At 73.1% G+C, this 16,946-nt stretch carries 13 protein-coding genes; 4 read left to right on the plus strand and 9 right to left on the minus strand.

All coding sequences use genetic code 11. The features are described 5' to 3' along the window. Positions 1 to 9: 9 nt before the first annotated feature. Positions 10 to 2,097: an IucA/IucC family protein gene (locus ACIA8N_RS17030; protein ID WP_365779358.1), complete on the minus strand. Its 2,088-nt coding sequence runs from the start codon at positions 2,095 to 2,097 to the stop codon at positions 10 to 12. 37 nt (positions 2,098 to 2,134) lie between these two features. Next, on the minus strand, positions 2,135 to 3,496 hold the full coding sequence (locus tag ACIA8N_RS17035; RefSeq protein ID WP_399416596.1) for a diaminobutyrate--2-oxoglutarate transaminase family protein: 1,362 nt from the start codon (positions 3,494 to 3,496) through the stop codon (positions 2,135 to 2,137). A gap of 486 nt (positions 3,497 to 3,982) precedes the next feature. On the opposite strand from ACIA8N_RS17035, the gene ACIA8N_RS17040 reads away from it, so the two are divergent. Further along, positions 3,983 to 5,158 carry a hypothetical protein gene (locus ACIA8N_RS17040; RefSeq protein ID WP_365779354.1) on the plus strand — a complete coding sequence of 392 codons (1,176 nt, stop codon included), beginning with the start codon at positions 3,983 to 3,985 and terminating at the stop codon, positions 5,156 to 5,158. Positions 5,159 to 5,387: 229 nt separating this feature from the next. Then, positions 5,388 to 6,554 carry a hypothetical protein gene (locus ACIA8N_RS17045; RefSeq protein WP_365779352.1) on the plus strand — a complete coding sequence of 389 codons (1,167 nt, stop codon included), beginning with the start codon at positions 5,388 to 5,390 and terminating at the stop codon, positions 6,552 to 6,554. A gap of 141 nt (positions 6,555 to 6,695) precedes the next feature. Here the strand turns inward: ACIA8N_RS17045 and hflX are convergent, their stop codons facing one another. From hflX to miaA, 6 genes are all read right to left on the minus strand, one after another. After that, complete coding sequence (gene hflX, locus ACIA8N_RS17050) at positions 6,696 to 8,189, minus strand: GTPase HflX (RefSeq protein WP_365779350.1); 1,494 nt, start codon at positions 8,187 to 8,189, stop codon at positions 6,696 to 6,698. Between the two features lie 147 nt (positions 8,190 to 8,336). After that, entirely contained in the window at positions 8,337 to 9,827 is a 1,491-nt protein-coding gene (locus tag ACIA8N_RS17055; protein WP_365779348.1) for a M1 family metallopeptidase, read from the minus strand. Positions 9,828 to 9,997: 170 nt separating this feature from the next. After that, positions 9,998 to 12,595 (minus strand): HD domain-containing protein, encoded by a 2,598-nt coding sequence (locus ACIA8N_RS17060; protein WP_365779345.1) that lies wholly within the window; start codon positions 12,593 to 12,595, stop codon positions 9,998 to 10,000. A gap of 189 nt (positions 12,596 to 12,784) precedes the next feature. Then, on the minus strand, positions 12,785 to 13,657 hold the full coding sequence (dapF, locus tag ACIA8N_RS17065) for a diaminopimelate epimerase (protein ID WP_365779343.1): 873 nt from the start codon (positions 13,655 to 13,657) through the stop codon (positions 12,785 to 12,787). Positions 13,658 to 13,687: 30 nt separating this feature from the next. Beyond that, complete coding sequence (locus ACIA8N_RS17070) at positions 13,688 to 14,191, minus strand: hypothetical protein (RefSeq protein WP_365779682.1); 504 nt, start codon at positions 14,189 to 14,191, stop codon at positions 13,688 to 13,690. 109 nt (positions 14,192 to 14,300) lie between these two features. Then, the gene (gene miaA / locus ACIA8N_RS17075) at positions 14,301 to 15,239 is read right to left on the minus strand and encodes a tRNA (adenosine(37)-N6)-dimethylallyltransferase MiaA (RefSeq protein WP_365779341.1); all 939 of its coding nucleotides are present in this window, start codon (positions 15,237 to 15,239) and stop codon (positions 14,301 to 14,303) included. A gap of 139 nt (positions 15,240 to 15,378) precedes the next feature. On the opposite strand from miaA, the gene ACIA8N_RS17080 reads away from it, so the two are divergent. Both ACIA8N_RS17080 and ACIA8N_RS17085 read left to right on the plus strand, forming a co-directional pair. After that, positions 15,379 to 15,687 (plus strand): hypothetical protein, encoded by a 309-nt coding sequence (locus ACIA8N_RS17080; RefSeq protein WP_365779339.1) that lies wholly within the window; start codon positions 15,379 to 15,381, stop codon positions 15,685 to 15,687. A 68-nt stretch (positions 15,688 to 15,755) separates the two neighbouring features. Beyond that, positions 15,756 to 16,013, plus strand: a complete 258-nt coding sequence (locus tag ACIA8N_RS17085) for an antitoxin (protein ID WP_365779337.1) — start codon at positions 15,756 to 15,758, stop codon at positions 16,011 to 16,013. 121 nt (positions 16,014 to 16,134) lie between these two features. Here the strand turns inward: ACIA8N_RS17085 and ACIA8N_RS17090 are convergent, their stop codons facing one another. Then, entirely contained in the window at positions 16,135 to 16,932 is a 798-nt protein-coding gene (locus tag ACIA8N_RS17090; RefSeq protein ID WP_365779335.1) for a class III extradiol dioxygenase subunit B-like domain-containing protein, read from the minus strand. Positions 16,933 to 16,946 lie beyond the last annotated feature (14 nt).

Here is a 16,946-nt window from a genome sequence, read left to right on the forward strand (position 1 = left end):
AGGACGGGCTCAGGTACGGAGGGGGTTGGTGACCGTGACGTAGACGGACTGGGTGTCGACGGGTCCGACGAGTTCGTCCATGCCGTGCAGGCGGGTGAGGAGGTTGGCCTTGCTGCGGAGGGTCGCGGCCTCCAGGAGCCGGTGCGGCAGCGGTGAACCCAGGCTGGTGGCGGAGGTGAGGAAGCTGCGGAAGGCGGCGAGCAGGACGCGTTCGTCGGCGAGGTGCTGGGCGCCGAAGGCGCCGATCAGGCCGAGGACGTTGTTGATGCCGAGGTAGTAGGCGAAACGCTCGTCGGTGACCGGGTCGGAGACGAAGGTGTCGCTCTCGGCGCCGATGCCGGGGAGGCGGCTCTCCAGTTCGCTCCGGCGGGACTCCCGGAAGTAGTAGCCCTGGTTGTCGCGGTAGCGGCCGCCGACCGGCCAGCCGTCGGGGTCGAGGAGTACCAGGGTGTTCTGCTGGTGGGCCTCCAGGGCGATGCCGGCGTGTCCGTCGAGCCAGAGGACGGGGCGGACGACCTGGTCGAGGTAGCGCAGGAACCACTCCGCGGAGACGGCCGTGAGGGGGCGGCCGGTGCGGGCGGCGAGGCGGCCGATGACGTCGGCGAGGCGGGACCGCATGGCGGTGGCCCCGGGCCACGGGCGGGGGGCGGTGAGGGAGGCGATGCAGACGGCGTCGTCGCCGGGCCCGAAGGGGTTGTGGCGGATCATGACGTCGAGTCCGGGGACGGGGACGCCGTCCGGGGCGTCGACGGCGAGCCAGGCGGGGTCGCGGACGATGTCGAAGCCCGGGTGGGCGGCCTGCCACTCGTCGACGAGGCCGGTGCGGAGCAGCCGGTGGACCTCGACGCCGCGGTGGAGTTCCTTGCGCAGGTTCTCCCGGCGGGAGTTGGTGATCCGCAGGCCGAGGGAGAGCTTGAGCATGGCCCGCGCGCCGGGGCGGTGCACGGTACGGACGGAGGATGTGGGGTGCCAGGGGCTCCCGTGAAGACCGAGGTCGTGGAGGAGGCCCGCGTTCAGGAGGGCGCGGATGTCGGGGCGGTGCAGCAGCTCACGGGCCTGCCAGGGGTGTACGGGCAGGGGTGCGGTTCCGGCCGGGAGGGTGAGGCCTTCGGCGAGGCCGAGGGCGAGTTGCTCCGCGGTGACGGGGCGGCCCTGTTCGGTCCAGGCGGAGTCGGAGGCCAGGAGGGAGGAGTCGACGGCGATCCAGTGGAGCGGGAAGGAGCCGTGCAGTTCCGGTGAGTAGAGACGGGCCTCGGCCTCGGAGAGGCCTTCGCGACTCTTGGGGGTGGGGTGGAGGGGGTGGCCGAGCAGCAGGGACTGTTCGGCGGCCAGGAAGAGGTCGGCGTCCGGGTGGGGCAGGGGCCGGCGGCGTCGCTCGGTGAGGAAGTCGGCGGTGCGGCGGGCGGAGTCGGCGACCCTGCCGACGAGATCGGTGCCCTCGGGCCGGCCCGTCTCCCGGCTGAGCAGCGCGGCGACGGTCACGGCGTCGACGGTCGGCGCGGTGACCGGGAGCCCTTCGAGGGTGGGGGCGCCGAAGCGGTGCCATCCCGTGGGCGACCAGTAGATGACGGGGACGAGGAGGGCGGTGCCGCTGGAGGCGAGAGGGATCCGCAGGGTGGGGGAGGCGGGGGCGGGCAGGTTCTTCTCCCGGACCCAGCAGCGGAGCAGGTTCTCGACGGCGGCCGCGTCGGCGGCTCGGTGCGGGTCCGGGTCGTCCAGGGGGTCGGCGACGGTGGCCGGGCGGTGCGGCCTCGGATCGTACGGACCGGTGTGCTGGCGCGGGACGGTGGGTTCGTCGGGACCGGCCGCGGTGGAGAGGGACGCCGGGGCGAGGGACGCCGGAGCGAGGGACGCGGCGGTGCCCGGTGCGGCCGTGCCGGGTGAGGTGGCGGCGGGGGCGCTGCCGGGGGTGCTGGGGTCGGAGGTGCTCGGGCCCAAGGTGGTGGCGCCGGGAGGGGTGGCGGGTTCGGGGCCGAGGGCCGCGGAGGGAGGCGGCTGGGGGGCGAGTGCCTCGGCGGCGAGGATCTGGGAGGCGAGTTCCTTGACGGTGAAGGGGGCCTCGGTCTCGGGCGCCGGGGAGGGGGGCGTGGCGTTCACGGGGGCTTCCTTGGGGGTGGGGCCGGGGGGGGCCGGGTCAGTGGGACGGCCCGGGGGCGGCGGTCGCGGGGGCCGTGGCCCGGCGGGAGGCGGGCGGCTGGGGGGTATGGGCCCGTTCGGCCGCGGCAAGGGCGTCGGCGAAGCGGTCCAGGACGGCGGTGGCCTGCTCGTCGGTGAGGGTGAGCGGGGGCAGCAGCCGGACCACCGCGGAGTGGCGGCCGCCGAGTTCGACGATGAGTCCGCGGGCCAGACACTCCTGCTGGACGGCGACGGCCAGGGCGGGGGAGGCGGGCGGGACGAGGTCGTCCGGCCCGGCCGCGTCGGGGTCGACGAGTTCGACGCCGATCATCAGGCCCCGGCCTCGGACGTCGCCGACGCAGGGGTGGGCGGCTGCCAGGCCCCGGAGTCGGCCGAGGATGCGGTCGCCGAGGACGCCGGCCCGTTCGGCCAGCTTGTTCTCGCGGACGTACGCGAGGGTGGCCGTGCCCGCGGCCATGGCGAGCTGGTTGCCGCGGAAGGTGCCCGCGTGGGCGCCTGGTTCCCAGGCGTCGAGCTCGGACCTGTAGACGATGACGGCGAGGGGAAGGGAGCCGCCGATGGCCTTGGAGAGGACCATCACGTCGGGCACGACGCCGCTGTGCTCGACGGCCCAGAAGGTGCCGGTGCGGCCGACGCCGGTCTGGACCTCGTCGACCACGAGGGGGATGGAGCGGTCGGCCGTGATCCGGCGCATCCGGCGCATCCAGTCGTCGGGCGCGGGGATGACCCCGCCTTCGCCCTGGACGGCCTCGACGATCATCCCGGCGGGGGCGGCGACACCGCTCTTGGGGTCGTCCAGGAGGTTCTGGGTCCAGTGGGCGGCCAGTCGGGCTCCGCGGGCGCCTCCGACGCCGAAGGGGCAGCGGTAGTCCTGCGGGTAGGGCAGCCGGGTGACGCGGACGTCGGTCGCTCCGCCGGAGGCGGCGAGGGCGCCGGCCGTCATGCCGTGATAGGCGCCGGTGAAGGCGAGGAGGCCGTTGCGGCCGGTGGCGGTCCGGACGAGTTTGAGGGCCGCCTCCACGGCGTCCGTTCCCGCCGGACCGCAGAACTGCACGCGGGCGTTGTCGGCGAGTTCACCCGGGAGGGTGGCGAACAACTCGGAGGTGAAGGCGTCCTTCACGGGGGTGGCGAGGTCGAGGACGTGCAGGGGCGCACCCGAGTCGAGGACCTTCTTGATCGCTTCCAGGACCACGGGGTGGTTGTGCCCGAGGGCGAGCGTCCCGGCGCCGGACAGGCAGTCCAGATAGCGGCGGCCGTCGGCGCCCTCGATGGTCAGCCCCCGGGCGCGGACGGGCACGATGGGGAGGGAACGGGCGTAGGTGCGGGCGGCGGACTCGCGCAGGGACTGCCTGCGCAGGATGCCCTCGTATCCGCCACCGCCCTGGTCGGGAGTTCCTCGGTCCGGGGCGCCCCGGACCGCGGGGTCGTGCGCCCCGGTGCCGGGGGCGTCGGGCGTCCCGTCGGGCGTCCGGGTCTGCGTCCGCGCGGCCGGTGGGACGGCCGGAGCTGATTCGGTCACGGCCACGGCTCGGTGTCCTCCCGCTGTAACAGTTGCGTTGCACATCGGGACGTCGTGGAGCCGCCGCAAGGGCCGCCCTGTGCGCCACCGTTGTGTCCCCCGTACGTACCAACGACGCGAACTGCCCGGGATCACGGGCCGGAGGCGAGAACTTGGCGTGTCCCGGATCACGGCACGGCAACGGACCGACGATGGCCGGAACCGGCGACCGGCCGCGTACCGTCCCCTCCGGCACCGGCATAGTGGGGGCCGTCGGCCGCTGTCCACGCCGGGCACGGCCGCTGTTCATCCATGCACCAGTTGACGTAGTCCCAGGGGGATCACGAGATGCGATCGATTCGTCCGCTCCTTACGGCGGCTTCCGCCGTCGCGGCGCTGACGCTCACCGTTACGGCCTGCGGGCCGAGCGAGGAGAACGCGGGAGACAAGCCCAGCGCGCCCGCGAGCCAGAACCCGGCCGACAAGATCAAGATTCCGGAGGACCTGAAGGACCGTCTGAAGGAACACGGGATCGACCTCGACAAGTGGCGCGGCGGTGAGTGGAAGAACTGGGACCGCGACAAGTGGCTGCGTGAGGCCAAGGACTTCGTCAACCCGATCATCGAGGACCTCTGGGACCCGGACCGGATGCGGGACGCCGAGCGTCCCGACAAGCCGGTCGAGGAGGAGGACATCTCGGGTGACGAGGGCGTGACCGACCCGACGCCGGATCCGGTGCGGGCGAAGGCCGTTCCGGCGAAGTACCACGGCAACGCCCCGGAGTCCGGGAAGGTCTTCTTCGACGGCCCCGAGGGTTCGATGGTCTGCTCGGCCACGGTCGTGCAGGACCCTGCGCACCCGGGCAAGTCGAACATGGTGTGGACGGCCGGCCACTGCGTGCACAAGGGCAAGCAGGGCGGCTGGTACCGCAACATCGCCTTCGTGCCGTCGTACAACGACTCCGCGCTGCCGACGTCCGCCCTCGAGAAGGCGACGCGGGAGCAGATCGCTCCGTACGGCGTGTGGTGGGCGGACTGGGTGAAGACCTCCGACCAGTGGATCGCCCAGGGCGCGTCCACCGGCGGTGCGGGCGCCCCCTACGACTTCGCGGTCATCCAGGTGACCCCGGAGAAGGGTGGCTCGGGCAAGTCCCTGGAGGAGACGGTCGGTTCGGCGCTCCCGGTGGACTTCAACGCGCCGGCGGTGCCGAAGATCGCGAGCATGGAGGCGACGGGTTACCCGGCGGCGCCGCCGTTCGACGGCCAGAAGATGTTCCAGTGCGAGGACAAGCCGGGCCGGCTGTCCCTGAAGGCGGAGCAGCCGACGATGTACCGCATCGGCTGCACGATGACCGGTGGTTCGTCCGGCGGCGGCTGGGTCGCCCAGGGCAGTGACGGCAAGCCCGCGCTGGTGTCGAACACCTCGATCGGCCCGTCGACGGCGGGTTGGCTCGCCGGTCCGCGCCTCGGCCCCGAGGCGAAGGCCATCTTCGACGAGGTCAGCAAGAAGTACGCCGCCCAGTAGGCGCGGTGGATCGGGAGGCGGGGCCCTGGGGTCCCGCCTCCCCCATGCCCGCCCGCCGGGCCTGCAGTCCCCGTACCTCCACCAGACCTCCACCACACCTCACCCGCGTCCGGTCCGACCGGCATACTGTTGCACCGCAAGTGACGCGTCCATGGCAACGTCAAGGCGGTATCGCGCCGGAATCGTGGCCGCTCCCGGACGCGGAATCATCACAGGGGGAATTCACCACATGCGTTCCGTACGACTCCTGCCCGCCGCCCTGGGCCTGGTCACCGCGCTCGCGCTGACCGCCACGGCCTGCGGCCCCACCGAGACCCCGGCCTCCGACAAGCCGTCCGCCGAGGCCGGCAGTTCCGCGCCGGCCACCGAAGGCGGTGACACCGACCTCACCAAGGACCTCGCCGACAAGCTCAAGAAGCACGGCGTCGACGTGGACAAGTGGAAGGACGGCGAATGGAAGAACTGGGACACGAAGACCTGGCTCCGTGAGGCCGAGGACTTCGTCAACCCGGTGATCGACGACCTCTGGGACCCGGCGCGCATGCAGTCGGCGAAGAGCCCGGACCCGACGATCACCGCGCAGGCCGGCAGCAGCGGCTCCGACCCGACGCCCCGCCCCGTCCAGGCGCAGCGCGAGAAGACGCCGTACCACCGCAACGCGGCCCCGGTCGGAAAGATCTTCTTCGACTCGCCCCAGGGCCACATGGTCTGCTCCGGCACCATCGTGAAGGACCCGCGCCGGCCCGGGAAGTCCAACCTCGTCTGGACGGCCGGCCACTGCGTCCACGCGGGCAAGAAGGGCGGCTGGTACCGCAACATCACCTTCGTCCCGGCCTTCAACGACCTGGGCAAGTCGCCCTCCGCGCTCAACAACGCGAAGCCGCACGAGGTGTACCCGTACGGCCAGTACTGGGCCGACTGGGCCGTGACCTCGGGCGAGTGGATCAAGTCGGGCGGCAGCAACCAGGCCTGGCCGTACGACTACGCCGTGCTGCACGTGAAGCCGCAGCGGGGCGGCAAGTCCCTGGAGGAGACCGTCGGCGCCGCGCTGCCGGTCGACTTCTCCGCGCCTGCGCCCGCGCGGGCCGGAACGGTGGGGGCCTGGGGATACCCGGCGGCGCCGCCGTTCAACGGCATGATCATGCACAAGTGCCTCGACCGGGCGACGCGCTACACGACGGCTCCGGCCACGCCGACGATGTACCGGATCGGGTGCACCATGACCGCCGGTTCCTCGGGCGGCGGCTGGTTCCGCGTGATGTCGAACGGCAAGACGGCGCTCGTGTCGAACACCTCGATCGGCCCGGCCGGTCGGAGCGGCTGGCTCGCCGGACCGCAGCTGGGCCGGGGCGCCAAGAACGCCCACGAGATGGTCAGCAAGAAGTTCGCCCGCTGACGCACGGCCCGCGACACCCGTTCGTGGACCGGTCCACCGCACCGGTCCACGGCACCGGTATCCACGCACGCCCATGACAGAGGGCGCTGCCCTCCTCCTGTGACGGGAGGAGGGCAGCGCCCTCTGTCGTTCAGCCGTGGGTCAGTGCGCGGCGGGAACGTACGGCGCGAGCATCGCCGCCAGCTCCTCGTGCACCCGGGCCTTGAGCAGGGTGCCCTCCGGGGTGTGCTCCTCGGACTGCACCTCGCCCTCGGCGTGCACCCGTGAGACCAGACCGCCGTGCGTGTACGGCACGAGGGCTTCGAGCTCGACCTGCGGGCGGGGCAGCTCGGAGTCGATGAGCGCGAGCAGCTGCTCGATGCCCTGGCCCGAACGGGCCGAGACGGCGATGGAGTGCCTCTCCATCCGCAGCAGACGCTGGAGCACCAGCGGGTCCGCCGCGTCCGCCTTGTTGACGACGACGATCTCCTTGACGTTCACCGCGCCGACGTCCCTGAAGACCTCGCGCACGGCGGCCAGCTGCTCCTCCGGCGCCGGGTGCGAGCCGTCCACCACGTGCAGGATGAGGTCGGAGTCGCCGACCTCCTCCATGGTGGAGCGGAACGCCTCGACCAGGTGGTGCGGCAGGTGCCGGACGAAGCCGACGGTGTCGGCCAGGGTGTAGATCCGTCCGGTGGGCGTCTCGGCCCGGCGGACGGTCGGGTCGAGCGTGGCGAACAGCGCGTTCTCCACGAGCACGCCCGCGCCGGTGAGCCGGTTGAGCAGGGAGGACTTGCCCGCGTTGGTGTATCCGGCGATGGCGACCGACGGCACCTTGTTCCGGCGCCGCTCCTGCCGCTTGATGTCACGGCCGGTCTTCATCTCCGCGATCTCCCGGCGCATCTTCGCCATCTTCTCGCGGATACGGCGCCGGTCGGTCTCGATCTTGGTCTCACCGGGACCACGGGTGGCCATGCCGCCACCGCCGCCGCCACCCATCTGCCGGGAGAGCGACTGACCCCAGCCGCGCAGGCGCGGCAGCATGTACTGCATCTGCGCGAGCGCGACCTGCGCCTTGCCCTCTCGGGACTTGGCGTGCTGGGCGAAGATGTCGAGGATCAGGGCGGTCCTGTCGACCACCTTGACCTTGACGACGTCTTCGAGGGCGATGAGCTGGCCGGGGCTGAGCTCGCCGTCGCAGACGACGGTGTCGGCGCCGGTCTCGATCACGATGTCGCGCAGTTCGCGCGCCTTGCCGGAGCCGATGAAGGTCGCCGGGTCCGGCTTGTCGCGGCGCTGGATCACGCCGTCGAGCACGAGGGCGCCCGCCGTCTCGGCGAGGGCCGCGAGTTCCGCGAGGGAGTTCTCCGCGTCCTGGACGGTCCCGGAGGTCCAGACACCGACCAGCACGACGCGCTCGAGGCGCAGCTGGCGGTACTCGACCTCGGTGACGTCCTCGAGCTCGGTGGAGAGGCCGGCGACGCGGCGCAGGGCCGCGCGCTCGGAGCGGTCGAACTGGTCGCCGTCCCGGTCTCCGTCGATCTCGTGGCTCCAGGCGACGTCCTCTTCCATCAGGGCATCGGCCCGAAGGCTCTCGGTACGGCTCGTCTCCGCGAAGCTCTGCTCGTCCTGGGAAGGGGAAGAAGAGGAGGTCATTTGATCCTTACGTCGATTGCTTCATGTCGATCGTCTCGATGAAGCGATGAGTCTGATGCCGTCACAACGCGTGAAGGCGCCGGAAGATTCCCGGGCCGCCGGCCGCGTCGCCGACCTGACGATGGTGACACGGCCCGGCGGCGCCCGTCACCCGGGTTTCGGGGTGGTCCTGGGGGCCGCGGCCGGGTTGCTGCGCCAGTCCGGGTGGCCGGGCATCGCCGGGGTCTTCGCCTCGTACAGCCAGCCCCGGAAGAAGGCGGTGAGGTCGCGTCCCGCGATCTCGGAGGCCAGGGCGGTGAAGTCGGCGGTGGTGGCGGTGCCGTCCCGGTGGTCGGCGACCCAGCGGCGCTCCAGGCGCTGGAAGGCCTCGGTGCCGATCTCCTGGCGGAGCGCGTAGAGGACGAGGGCGCTGCCGTCGTAGACGACGGGCCGGAAGAGGCTGATCTTGTGGGTGGGCGAGGGGGGCTCGGGGGCCGCCGGGGGGCCGCCGTCGGCCCGCCACCCGTCGGAGGCGGCGTAGGCGGCCTTCATGCGCGCCTCCAGGGACCTGCCCGCTGTCTCCTCGGCGTACAGCGCCTCGTACCAGCTGGCGTGTCCCTCGTTGAGCCACAGGTCGGACCAGGTCCGGGGGGAGACGCTGTCGCCGAACCACTGGTGGGCCAGCTCGTGCACCATGATCGAGTCGACGTACCACTTCGGGTAGCCCGGCTCCGTGAAGAGTCCGCGCTCGAAGAGCGAGAGCGTCTGGGTCTCCAGCTCGAAACCCGTGTCGGCGTCCGCGACGAGCACCCCGTACGTCTCGAAGGGGTACGGGCCGACCTGCCGCTCCATCCACGCCAGGTGGCCGGGGGTCTTGCGCAGCCAGGGCTCCATGAGGTCCCGGTCGGCGGTGCGCACGACGTCCCGTACGGGCAGGCCGTGCGGGCCGGCCCGGTGCACGACGGTGGAGCGGCCGATGGAGACCTGGGCGAGCTCGGTGGCCATGGGGTGCCGCGTGCGGTACGTCCAGGTGGTGGTGGCGCCGTGGGTGACGCGGCCGTCGGGCAGGCCGTTGGCGACGGCGGTCAGCTCGCTGGGGGCCGTGATCCTGAAGGTGAAGAGCGCCTTGTCCGCCGGGTGGTCGTTGGACGGGAAGACCCGGTGGGCGGCGTCGGCCTGGTTGGCCATGGCGAGGCCGTCGCCGGTACGGACCCAGCCGCCGGTGTCGGCGGGACCGCTGGGGTCGCTGGTGTGGGTGACGGTGATCTCGACGGACTCGCCGGCGTCGATCGGCGCGACGGGGGTGATGACGAGGTCCTCGCCGCTGCCGGTGTGCGCGGCGGGCAGGCCGTCGACGGTGACGGCGGAGACCGTGCCGTGGGTGAAGTCGAGGTTGAGCCGTTCCAGGTCTGCGGTGGCGAGCGCGTCGATCCGGGTCACGGCGGCCAGCGGCTCGGTGTTCACCCCGCGATAGGTGAGGTCGAGGTCGTACGCGAGGACGTCGTAGCCGGGGTTCCCGAGGTACGGGAAGAGCGGGTCGCCGATGCCGAGCGGCGCCGGGGCGGGCAGTGCGGCGGCGACGAGGCCGGCCGAGGCGGCGACCAGGACGGCGGAGCGGAGCCACCGCGCGCGGGGCAGGAGTGTTCGGACGAGCGGCATGGGCCAGGCCTTTCCGGAGGACTGGCCCTACGGCTACCAGCGGATCGGCCGCTCCCCCGGGCGGCGCGCTCGCCCGCCACCCGAAGGGGGACACGATACGGAGCGCACGCCGCTCCCGGCGTACTCCTCGCCGCATTCCTCTCCGTAGCCCCGCCGTACTCCTCGCCGCTTCAGTCCCGGCGCGGTTCCCGGGACGAGCGGTGGCGGGCACGGCTCACGTCGTACACCCCGGGCACGTCCCGCATGGCGCGCATGAGGGCGGAGAGCCCGGCCACGTCGGGCAAGTGGAGGGTGTACGTGTGGCGGACCCGCTGCTCGTTCGGCGGCTCCACGTTCGCGGAGACGACGGCCGCTCCGGCGGCGGCAATGGCCTCGGTGAGGTCGGCGAGGAGGCCAGGGCGGCCGAAGGACTCCGCGATCAGGGTGACCCTGCCCTGGGCCGTGTCGCCCCAGCGGACGGAGACGGGCTCGCGGCCCAGCCCGCGCATGGTGTCGAGGGCCGCGCAGCCCGCACGGTGGACGGTGACCGAGCCTCCCCGTACCCGGAAGCCGGTGATCTCGTCCGGCGGTACGGGGGTGCAGCAGCCGGCCGGCCGGACGGACGCGCCCGGCTCGCCCTCCAGGTCGGCGTGGAGTTCGACGCCGGAGCGCTGGTCGGCGTCGGCCTGGGCCTGGGGCCGGGCGCCCCCGGCGGTGGCGGCGACCGGCGCGGCGCTCTCGGGGTGCGCCTGGAGCCATCGGGTGATCGCGATCCGGGCGGCCGGGGTACGGGCGTGGTCGAGCCACTCGGGGGACGGCCCGGACACGGGGTCCTGGGCGAGCAGCAGCTGGACGGTGTCGCCGTCGCCGAGAACGGTGCTCAACGGCGCGAGGCGGCCGTTGACGCGGGCGCCGAGGCAGCCGTGGGCGGCCTCGCCGTGCTGCGCGTAGGCGGCGTCTACGCAGCTGGCACCGGCGGGCAGGCTGATCGTGCCGGGAGCGCCTCCGCCGGCGCGGAAGACGGTGATCTCGTCGTCCTCGGCGAGGTCGGCCCGGAGGGAGGTCCAGAACGTGTCCGGGTCGGGGGCGGCCTGCTGCCAGTCGAGGAGCCGGGAGAGCCAGCCGGGGCGGGTGGGGTCGACGCGCTCGCCGTCCTCGGGCGGAGGCGTGCCGACGGGGCGGTCTGCATCGGCGTCGGCGTCTACGGATGGGTGGGCCTCGGCGGGCTGCCGGGAGGGGGTCCCGGGCCGGTCGGAGGTGCCGGGCCGGTCCTGCGAGGACGGCCGGCCGGCCGGGGCGATCGAGGTGGGCAGGCCGGTCGAGGCCGGCGCGTCGGTCGAGGTCGGTGTGTCGGTCGAGGCCGGTGTGTCGGTCGAGGAGCGCACGTCGGTCGAGGTCGGTGTGCCGGTCGAGGAGGGCGCGTCGTCGGCGCCGGGCCGAGGAGCGGTACCGAGACGGCGAGCGGTACCGGGTCGGGGAGTGGTGGCCGGCCGCCCGGCGGCGGTTCGTTGCCGTGCCGTGGTGCCGGCACCGTCGCCGTTCCCCGAGAGGGACGACGGGGTCGGCGGAGGGGCGGTGCTCCCGTCCGCTGTGGCGTCGGGGCGGCCGGCGCCTTCCTGGCCCACGTGAGGGTTCCCGAGGGCGACGACCCCCGCCTCCGCGACCTTGTGCATCCGGTGGGTCCGGATGAGGACCTCGGCGACGGCGCCGTCGGGGGCTGCGATCGCGGTGTGCAGGGACTGGTACAGGTTGAACTTCGGGGCCGCGATGAAGTCCTTGAACTCGGAGATGACCGGCGTGAAACAGGTGTGGAGCTCGCCGAGGACCCCGTAACAGTCCGCGTCCTCCGCGACCAGGACGAGGAGCCGTCCGAAGTCGCAGCCGCGCAGTTCGCCGCGCTTGAGGCGGACCCGGTGGACAGAGACGAAGTGGCGTGGGCGGACGCCGACTTCGGCGCCGATGCCGGCCTCGCGCAGGACCGCCGACACCTGTTCCGCGACGGCGTTCAGCGCGTCGCCCGCGTGCGGGTTCGCGGCGATGAGCGCGCGGGTGGTCTCGTACTCCTCGGGGTGGAGGATGGCGAAGACGAGGTCCTCCAGTTCCGTCTTCAGGGCCTGGACGCCGAGCCGTTCGGCGAGCGGGATGAGGACGTCGCGGGTGACCTTGGCGATCCTGGCCTGTTTCTCGGGCCGCATCACCCCGAGGGTGCGCATGTTGTGGAGCCGGTCGGCGAGCTTGATCGACATCACCCGGACGTCGTTGCCGGTGGCGACGAGCATCTTGCGGAACGTCTCCGGTTCGGCGGCGGCGCCGTAGTCGATCTTCTCCACCTTGGTGACGCCGTCGACGAGATAGGCGACCTCGTCGCCGAACTCCCGCCGCACCTGATCGAGCGTCACCTCCGTGTCCTCGACGGTGTCGTGGAGGAGGGAGGCGGTCAAGGTGGTGGTCTCCGCGCCGAGTTCGGCGAGAATGAGAGTCACCGCGAGCGGGTGGGTGATGTACGGCTCGCCGCTCTTGCGGAACTGGCCGCGGTGAGAGGACTCCGCGAGCACGTACGCCCGGCGCAGCACCGTGAGGTCGGCGTCGGGATGGTGGGCGCGGTGCGCCTCGGCGACATGGCTGATGGCGTCGGGCAACCGGTCACGGGGCGCCGGTCCCGCGGTGGCGCCCAGCAGGGCGGCCCGGCCGAGCCGGCGCAGGTCGATACGGGCGCGTCCGCGTCTGCGTACGGTCACATCGGCGGCGGCTTCCGCCGCGCTCACGGGATTGGTGGCCTCTGCGCTCATGGGGCACCTCCGGCAACGTCGACCGGCGGTGGGCGGGCCAGGCGTGCCCGGGGGGCCGGTGCTTGATGCTACCGACCCCACCACGCGCCGCAGTCGCCCTCTCGCTCAGCGTGAATCGGATCACCCATTCGAGCGACAAATCAGTCGTTGACTGTTTCGATTCTTCGATTCACGCGACCCGGTCAGGGGTCAGGAGGCGAGCCAGGCCGGGTCGACGGTGCCTTCCGCGACGATCACGGCGGTGCCCGTCATGTCGATCCGGCCGTCGGGGTGCTCGGTGATGGTCAGCGTCCCGCCGAGTACGTCGACGGTGTACGTGACCGGGACGCCGCTCTCGGCGGGGTCGGCGCCGTCCCGGCGGGCGGTGGCGACGGCGACGGCGCACGCGCCCGTGCCGCAGGAGCGCGTCTCGGAGGCGCCGCGCTCGTGGACCCGCATGGCGACGTGCCGGGGGCCGCGGTCGGCGACGAACTCGATGTTCACGCCGTCCGGGTAGACCGCGGCGGGCTCGTACGGCGGCTCGGAGTAGAGGGTGCCGGCGTGGTCGAGGTCCTCGACGAAGGCGACCGCGTGCGGATTGCCCATGTTCACGTTCCGCGCGGGCCAGCTGCGGCCGTCGACGGTGACGATGACCCCGGCCTCGGAGAGGACCGCGCGGCCCATGGCGACGGTGACGGAACCGTCCTTGTCGAGGTGGACGCGCTTGATCCCGCCGCGGGTGGCGACGGCCACCTCGCCCGCGGTGACGTGCCCGGCGTGCTCCAGGTAGCGGGCGAAGACCCGGACCCCGTTGCCGCACATCTCGGCGACCGAGCCGTCGGCGTTCCGGTAGTCCATGAACCACTCGGCCTCGTCGGCCATGTGCCGGGCCTCGGGGTGGGCGGCACTGCGCACGACGTGCAGCAGTCCGTCGCCGCCGATGCCGGCCCGCCGGTCGCAGAGCCGCGCGACGGCGGCGGGGGGGAGGTCGACGGCGTTCTCCGCGTCGGGGACGATCACGAAGTCGTTCTCGGTGCCGTGCCCCTTGAGGAAGGGGAGGGGTGAGGTCTGCGCGCTGGTCACGAGATCCACTGTACGGGGTGGGGGCGTGCCTCAGCGGAGGCGGGCGACGCGCCAGACCGCGAGGGCGACCAGGGCCGCGGTCGTCGTCGCGTACAGGGCGACGTACCGCCAGTTCGGGCGCTCGCCGGAACCGCGCTGCGGGAGGCCCGGCCAGGTGTAGCCGACCTTGCGGGCGGCCATCATGCCCCAGCCCGCCGCGCAGGAGCTGATCAGCAGTCCGAGCATGGCGAGGACGGCTCCGCCGTCCCCCGAACCGAAGGCGAGCGGGAACGCGAACATCAGGGAGCCGACGGCGGCCAGACCCACGATCGGGGCGAGCTGCCAGATCCGCAGGCGGCGCTGGGGCCGCAGTTCGACCTCGACCTCGTCGGCGTCCACCTCGACGGCGGTGCCCACCGCGTCGTCGGGACCGTCCGGGGTCAGCCCCGAAGCGCCGACCGGTACGTCGGCGGCGGTCGCACGGCCCGGTGTGTCACCCGTCGGGTCACCCGGGGCCGCTTCGTGCTGTTCTCTGTCGCGAGGGCCGGCCTCCATCGCCACGCGCCCTCCCCACTCGGACTCCACCTTGGTCGATCGATGCTCGATGATGGCACGCTCCCGACCGCCGGAATGACGGGCAGGGCGTCCCGATGCCATCACGTGATCAGGCTGTAACCGCTCGTTCGACCAACGACAGCGCCTCCCCCGGGAGTTCCCTCCGGTGATCGGCGGCTCCGCTGAGCCAGTGGACGCGCGGGTCGCGGCGGAACCACGAGTCCTGGCGTCGGGCGAAGCGCTTCGTCGCCCGCACGGTCTCCGCGCGCGCCTCGTCCTCGGTGCACTCCCCCGCGAGCGCCGCGAGGACCTGCTGGTAGCCGAGGGCCCGGGCCGCCGTGCGGCCTTCGCGCAGGCCCCGCGCCTCCAGGGCGCGCACCTCGTCGACGAGGCCCGCCTCCCACATCCGGTCCACGCGCGTGGCGATCCGCTCGTCCAGCTCGGGGCGGGCCACGTCGACACCGATCTGGATCGTGTCGTAGACGGAGTCGGGCCCCGGCAGGTTGGCGGTGAAGGGCTTGCCGGTGATCTCGATCACCTCGAGGGCGCGGACGATGCGGCGCCCGTTGCTGGGCAGGATCGCCCGGGCCGCCTCGGGGTCCGCCTCGGCGAGCCGGGCGTGCAGGACGCCGGAGCCGCGCTCTTCCAGCTCGGCCTCGAGCCGGGCCCGGACGGCGGGGTCGGTGCCGGGGAACTCCAGGGCGTCGACGGCCCCCCGTACGTACAGGCCGGAACCGCCGACGAGGACGGGGGTGCGGCCGGCGGCGAGCAGCCGGTCGATCTCGGCACGGGCGAGCCGCTGGTACTCGGCGACGCTGGCCGCCTCCGTCACCTCCCAGATGTCGAGGAGGTGGTGCGGAACGCCGCCGCGCTCCTCCCGCGTCAGCTTGGCGGTCCCGATGTCCATCCCCCGGTAGAGCTGCATCGAGTCTGCGTTGACGACCTCGCCCCCGAGCTGCTGGGCCAGGAATACACCCAGATCGGACTTTCCGGCTGCCGTGGGGCCGACGACGGCGATGACCCGCGGGGCGGGAGCTGCGCTTCTCACCGTCCCAGTCTCGCAAACCTCACGGCCCGTCCCCGAACGAGCTACGTGACGGGCCCCATCCGGCTTCGTTGCCTGTTGCGAGGTTCCGGCCGTCGATCGCCATGGAACCACCCCCATCCGAGTACGCTATGGAGTGAATATGGGCGTTTTTGCAGTTTTTCGCCGTAAGAAGAAGGATGTGGCGGCGGTCTCGCCCGAGATGGCGTCGGAGGAGGCCGGGACCGTGGCCGCGGGCGTGGCTCCGGCGGAGGACGGCGACGCGGCGTCCGGGGCGGACGTTCCGGAGGCCGTAGCCTCGGCCGAGGTGACGGACGTCGAGGCGGAGGACGCGGACGAGACGGTCGCGGCGGAAGCCGTGGAGGCCGCCGCGGACGCTGTGGAGATCCCGAAGCAGCAGTCGGCCGAGGCCGCCGCGGATAACGAGGCGGGCGAAGGCGCCCGTCGCTGAGCCCCCGGGGCCCTGGGGGCAGGACACGGCAATCGGACCCCCGGGGGTCCGCGGAGGGAAGGTGCCCCATGGGTCTCCTGGATTCGCTGAAGGCCAAGCTCAACCCCGCCAAGGACAAGGTCGCCGGTCTCGCGCAGCAGCACGGCGAGAAGATCGACCACGGCCTGGACAAGGCGGCGAAGCTGGTCGACGAGAAGACCAAGGGCAAGTACAGCGACAAGATCCAGTCCGGTACGGGCAAGGCCAAGGAGGCCATCGACCGGATCGGTCACAAGGACGACGGCACGCCCGGGAGCGGCGGCACGACACCGCCGCCGGCCGCCTGACGTCCGGCGTCACCCGACAGTCCCTCCCGCACGGCGGACGGCCGCGGAGCACCTCGCTCCGCGGCCGTCCGCCGTTCTCGGCCGTCCGTTCTCGGCCGTCCGCCGGATCGTCGCGGTTCCCTCAGGACCAGGCGGCGACGAAGTACCCCACCCCGTACGGTGCGTCCTCGAAGAGCAGCCGGCCGTCGAGCCCGGTGTCCTCGGCGGCGCCCGCGAGGACCTGCCAGGGGGCGCGGCCGGCGACCTTGAGTTCGTACGCGAGCTCCGGGTCCAGGGCCAGGAGTGCGGCCACGTCGGCCGTGCCCAGGGCGCGGGCGGCCTCGGCGTCGAAGCCGGCGGCGCGCTCGTCCAGGTAGCCGGGGGCCTTCACGGTCCGGCAGGCGCTGCCGTCCCCCATCACGAGCAGGGCGACCCGTTCGGCGGAGGCGGCGAGTGCACGGCCGAGGCCGGCGCAGACGCCGGGCGTGGCCGCCTCGTCGACGCCCAGGCCCTCGATCGGCGCGTCGGCCCAGTCGGCCCGGTCGAGGAGCCAGGCACCGACCGCGAGGGAGTCGGGCAGGGGGCGGTCGTCCGACGAGGCCGTGCCGGCCGGAGCGGTGCTTGGCTGGTCGGTGCCGGGCTGGTCGGTGCCGGGCTGGTCCGTGCCGGGCTGCCGGTCGCCCTTCGGGGCTTCGCCCAGGCGTACGGAGAGGTCGACTCCGAAGCCGGCGAAGGAGCCCGCCGACCCGGCGGGGAAGACGCCGTGGACGCCCTCCGGCGCGGGCCCCACGACGTACAGCCGGTCGGGGCGGGCGGCGGCGAGCAGCCCGACGGCGTCCAGGCATGCGGCCCGCGCCGAGTCCAGCTCGGGGGCGGCGCCGGTCGCGATCTCGGGTACGAGGAGCGGCGGGCAGGGGCAGACGGCTGCGGCGACAAGCATGATCGGCAGCCTAC

The organism is Streptomyces sp. NPDC051822, from assembly GCF_044452745.1.
Lineage (GTDB): Bacteria > Actinomycetota > Actinomycetes > Streptomycetales > Streptomycetaceae > Streptomyces.

What these genes read in the sequence shown, in the direction of transcription:
- ACIA8N_RS17040 (WP_365779354.1), top strand. Translation starts at nt 3,983, where the DNA reads ATGCGATCGATTCGTCCGCTCCTTACGGCGGCTTCCGCCGTCGCGGCG.
- ACIA8N_RS17045 (WP_365779352.1), top strand. Translation starts at nt 5,388, where the DNA reads ATGCGTTCCGTACGACTCCTGCCCGCCGCCCTGGGCCTGGTCACCGCG.
- hflX (WP_365779350.1), bottom strand. Translation starts at nt 8,189, where the DNA reads ATGACCTCCTCTTCTTCCCCTTCCCAGGACGAGCAGAGCTTCGCGGAG.
- ACIA8N_RS17055 (WP_365779348.1), bottom strand. Translation starts at nt 9,827, where the DNA reads ATGCCGCTCGTCCGAACACTCCTGCCCCGCGCGCGGTGGCTCCGCTCC.
- ACIA8N_RS17060 (WP_365779345.1), bottom strand. Translation starts at nt 12,595, where the DNA reads ATGAGCGCAGAGGCCACCAATCCCGTGAGCGCGGCGGAAGCCGCCGCC.
- ACIA8N_RS17070 (WP_365779682.1), bottom strand. Translation starts at nt 14,191, where the DNA reads ATGGAGGCCGGCCCTCGCGACAGAGAACAGCACGAAGCGGCCCCGGGT.
- ACIA8N_RS17080 (WP_365779339.1), top strand. Translation starts at nt 15,379, where the DNA reads ATGGGCGTTTTTGCAGTTTTTCGCCGTAAGAAGAAGGATGTGGCGGCG.
- ACIA8N_RS17085 (WP_365779337.1), top strand. Translation starts at nt 15,756, where the DNA reads ATGGGTCTCCTGGATTCGCTGAAGGCCAAGCTCAACCCCGCCAAGGAC.
- ACIA8N_RS17090 (WP_365779335.1), bottom strand. Translation starts at nt 16,932, where the DNA reads ATGCTTGTCGCCGCAGCCGTCTGCCCCTGCCCGCCGCTCCTCGTACCC.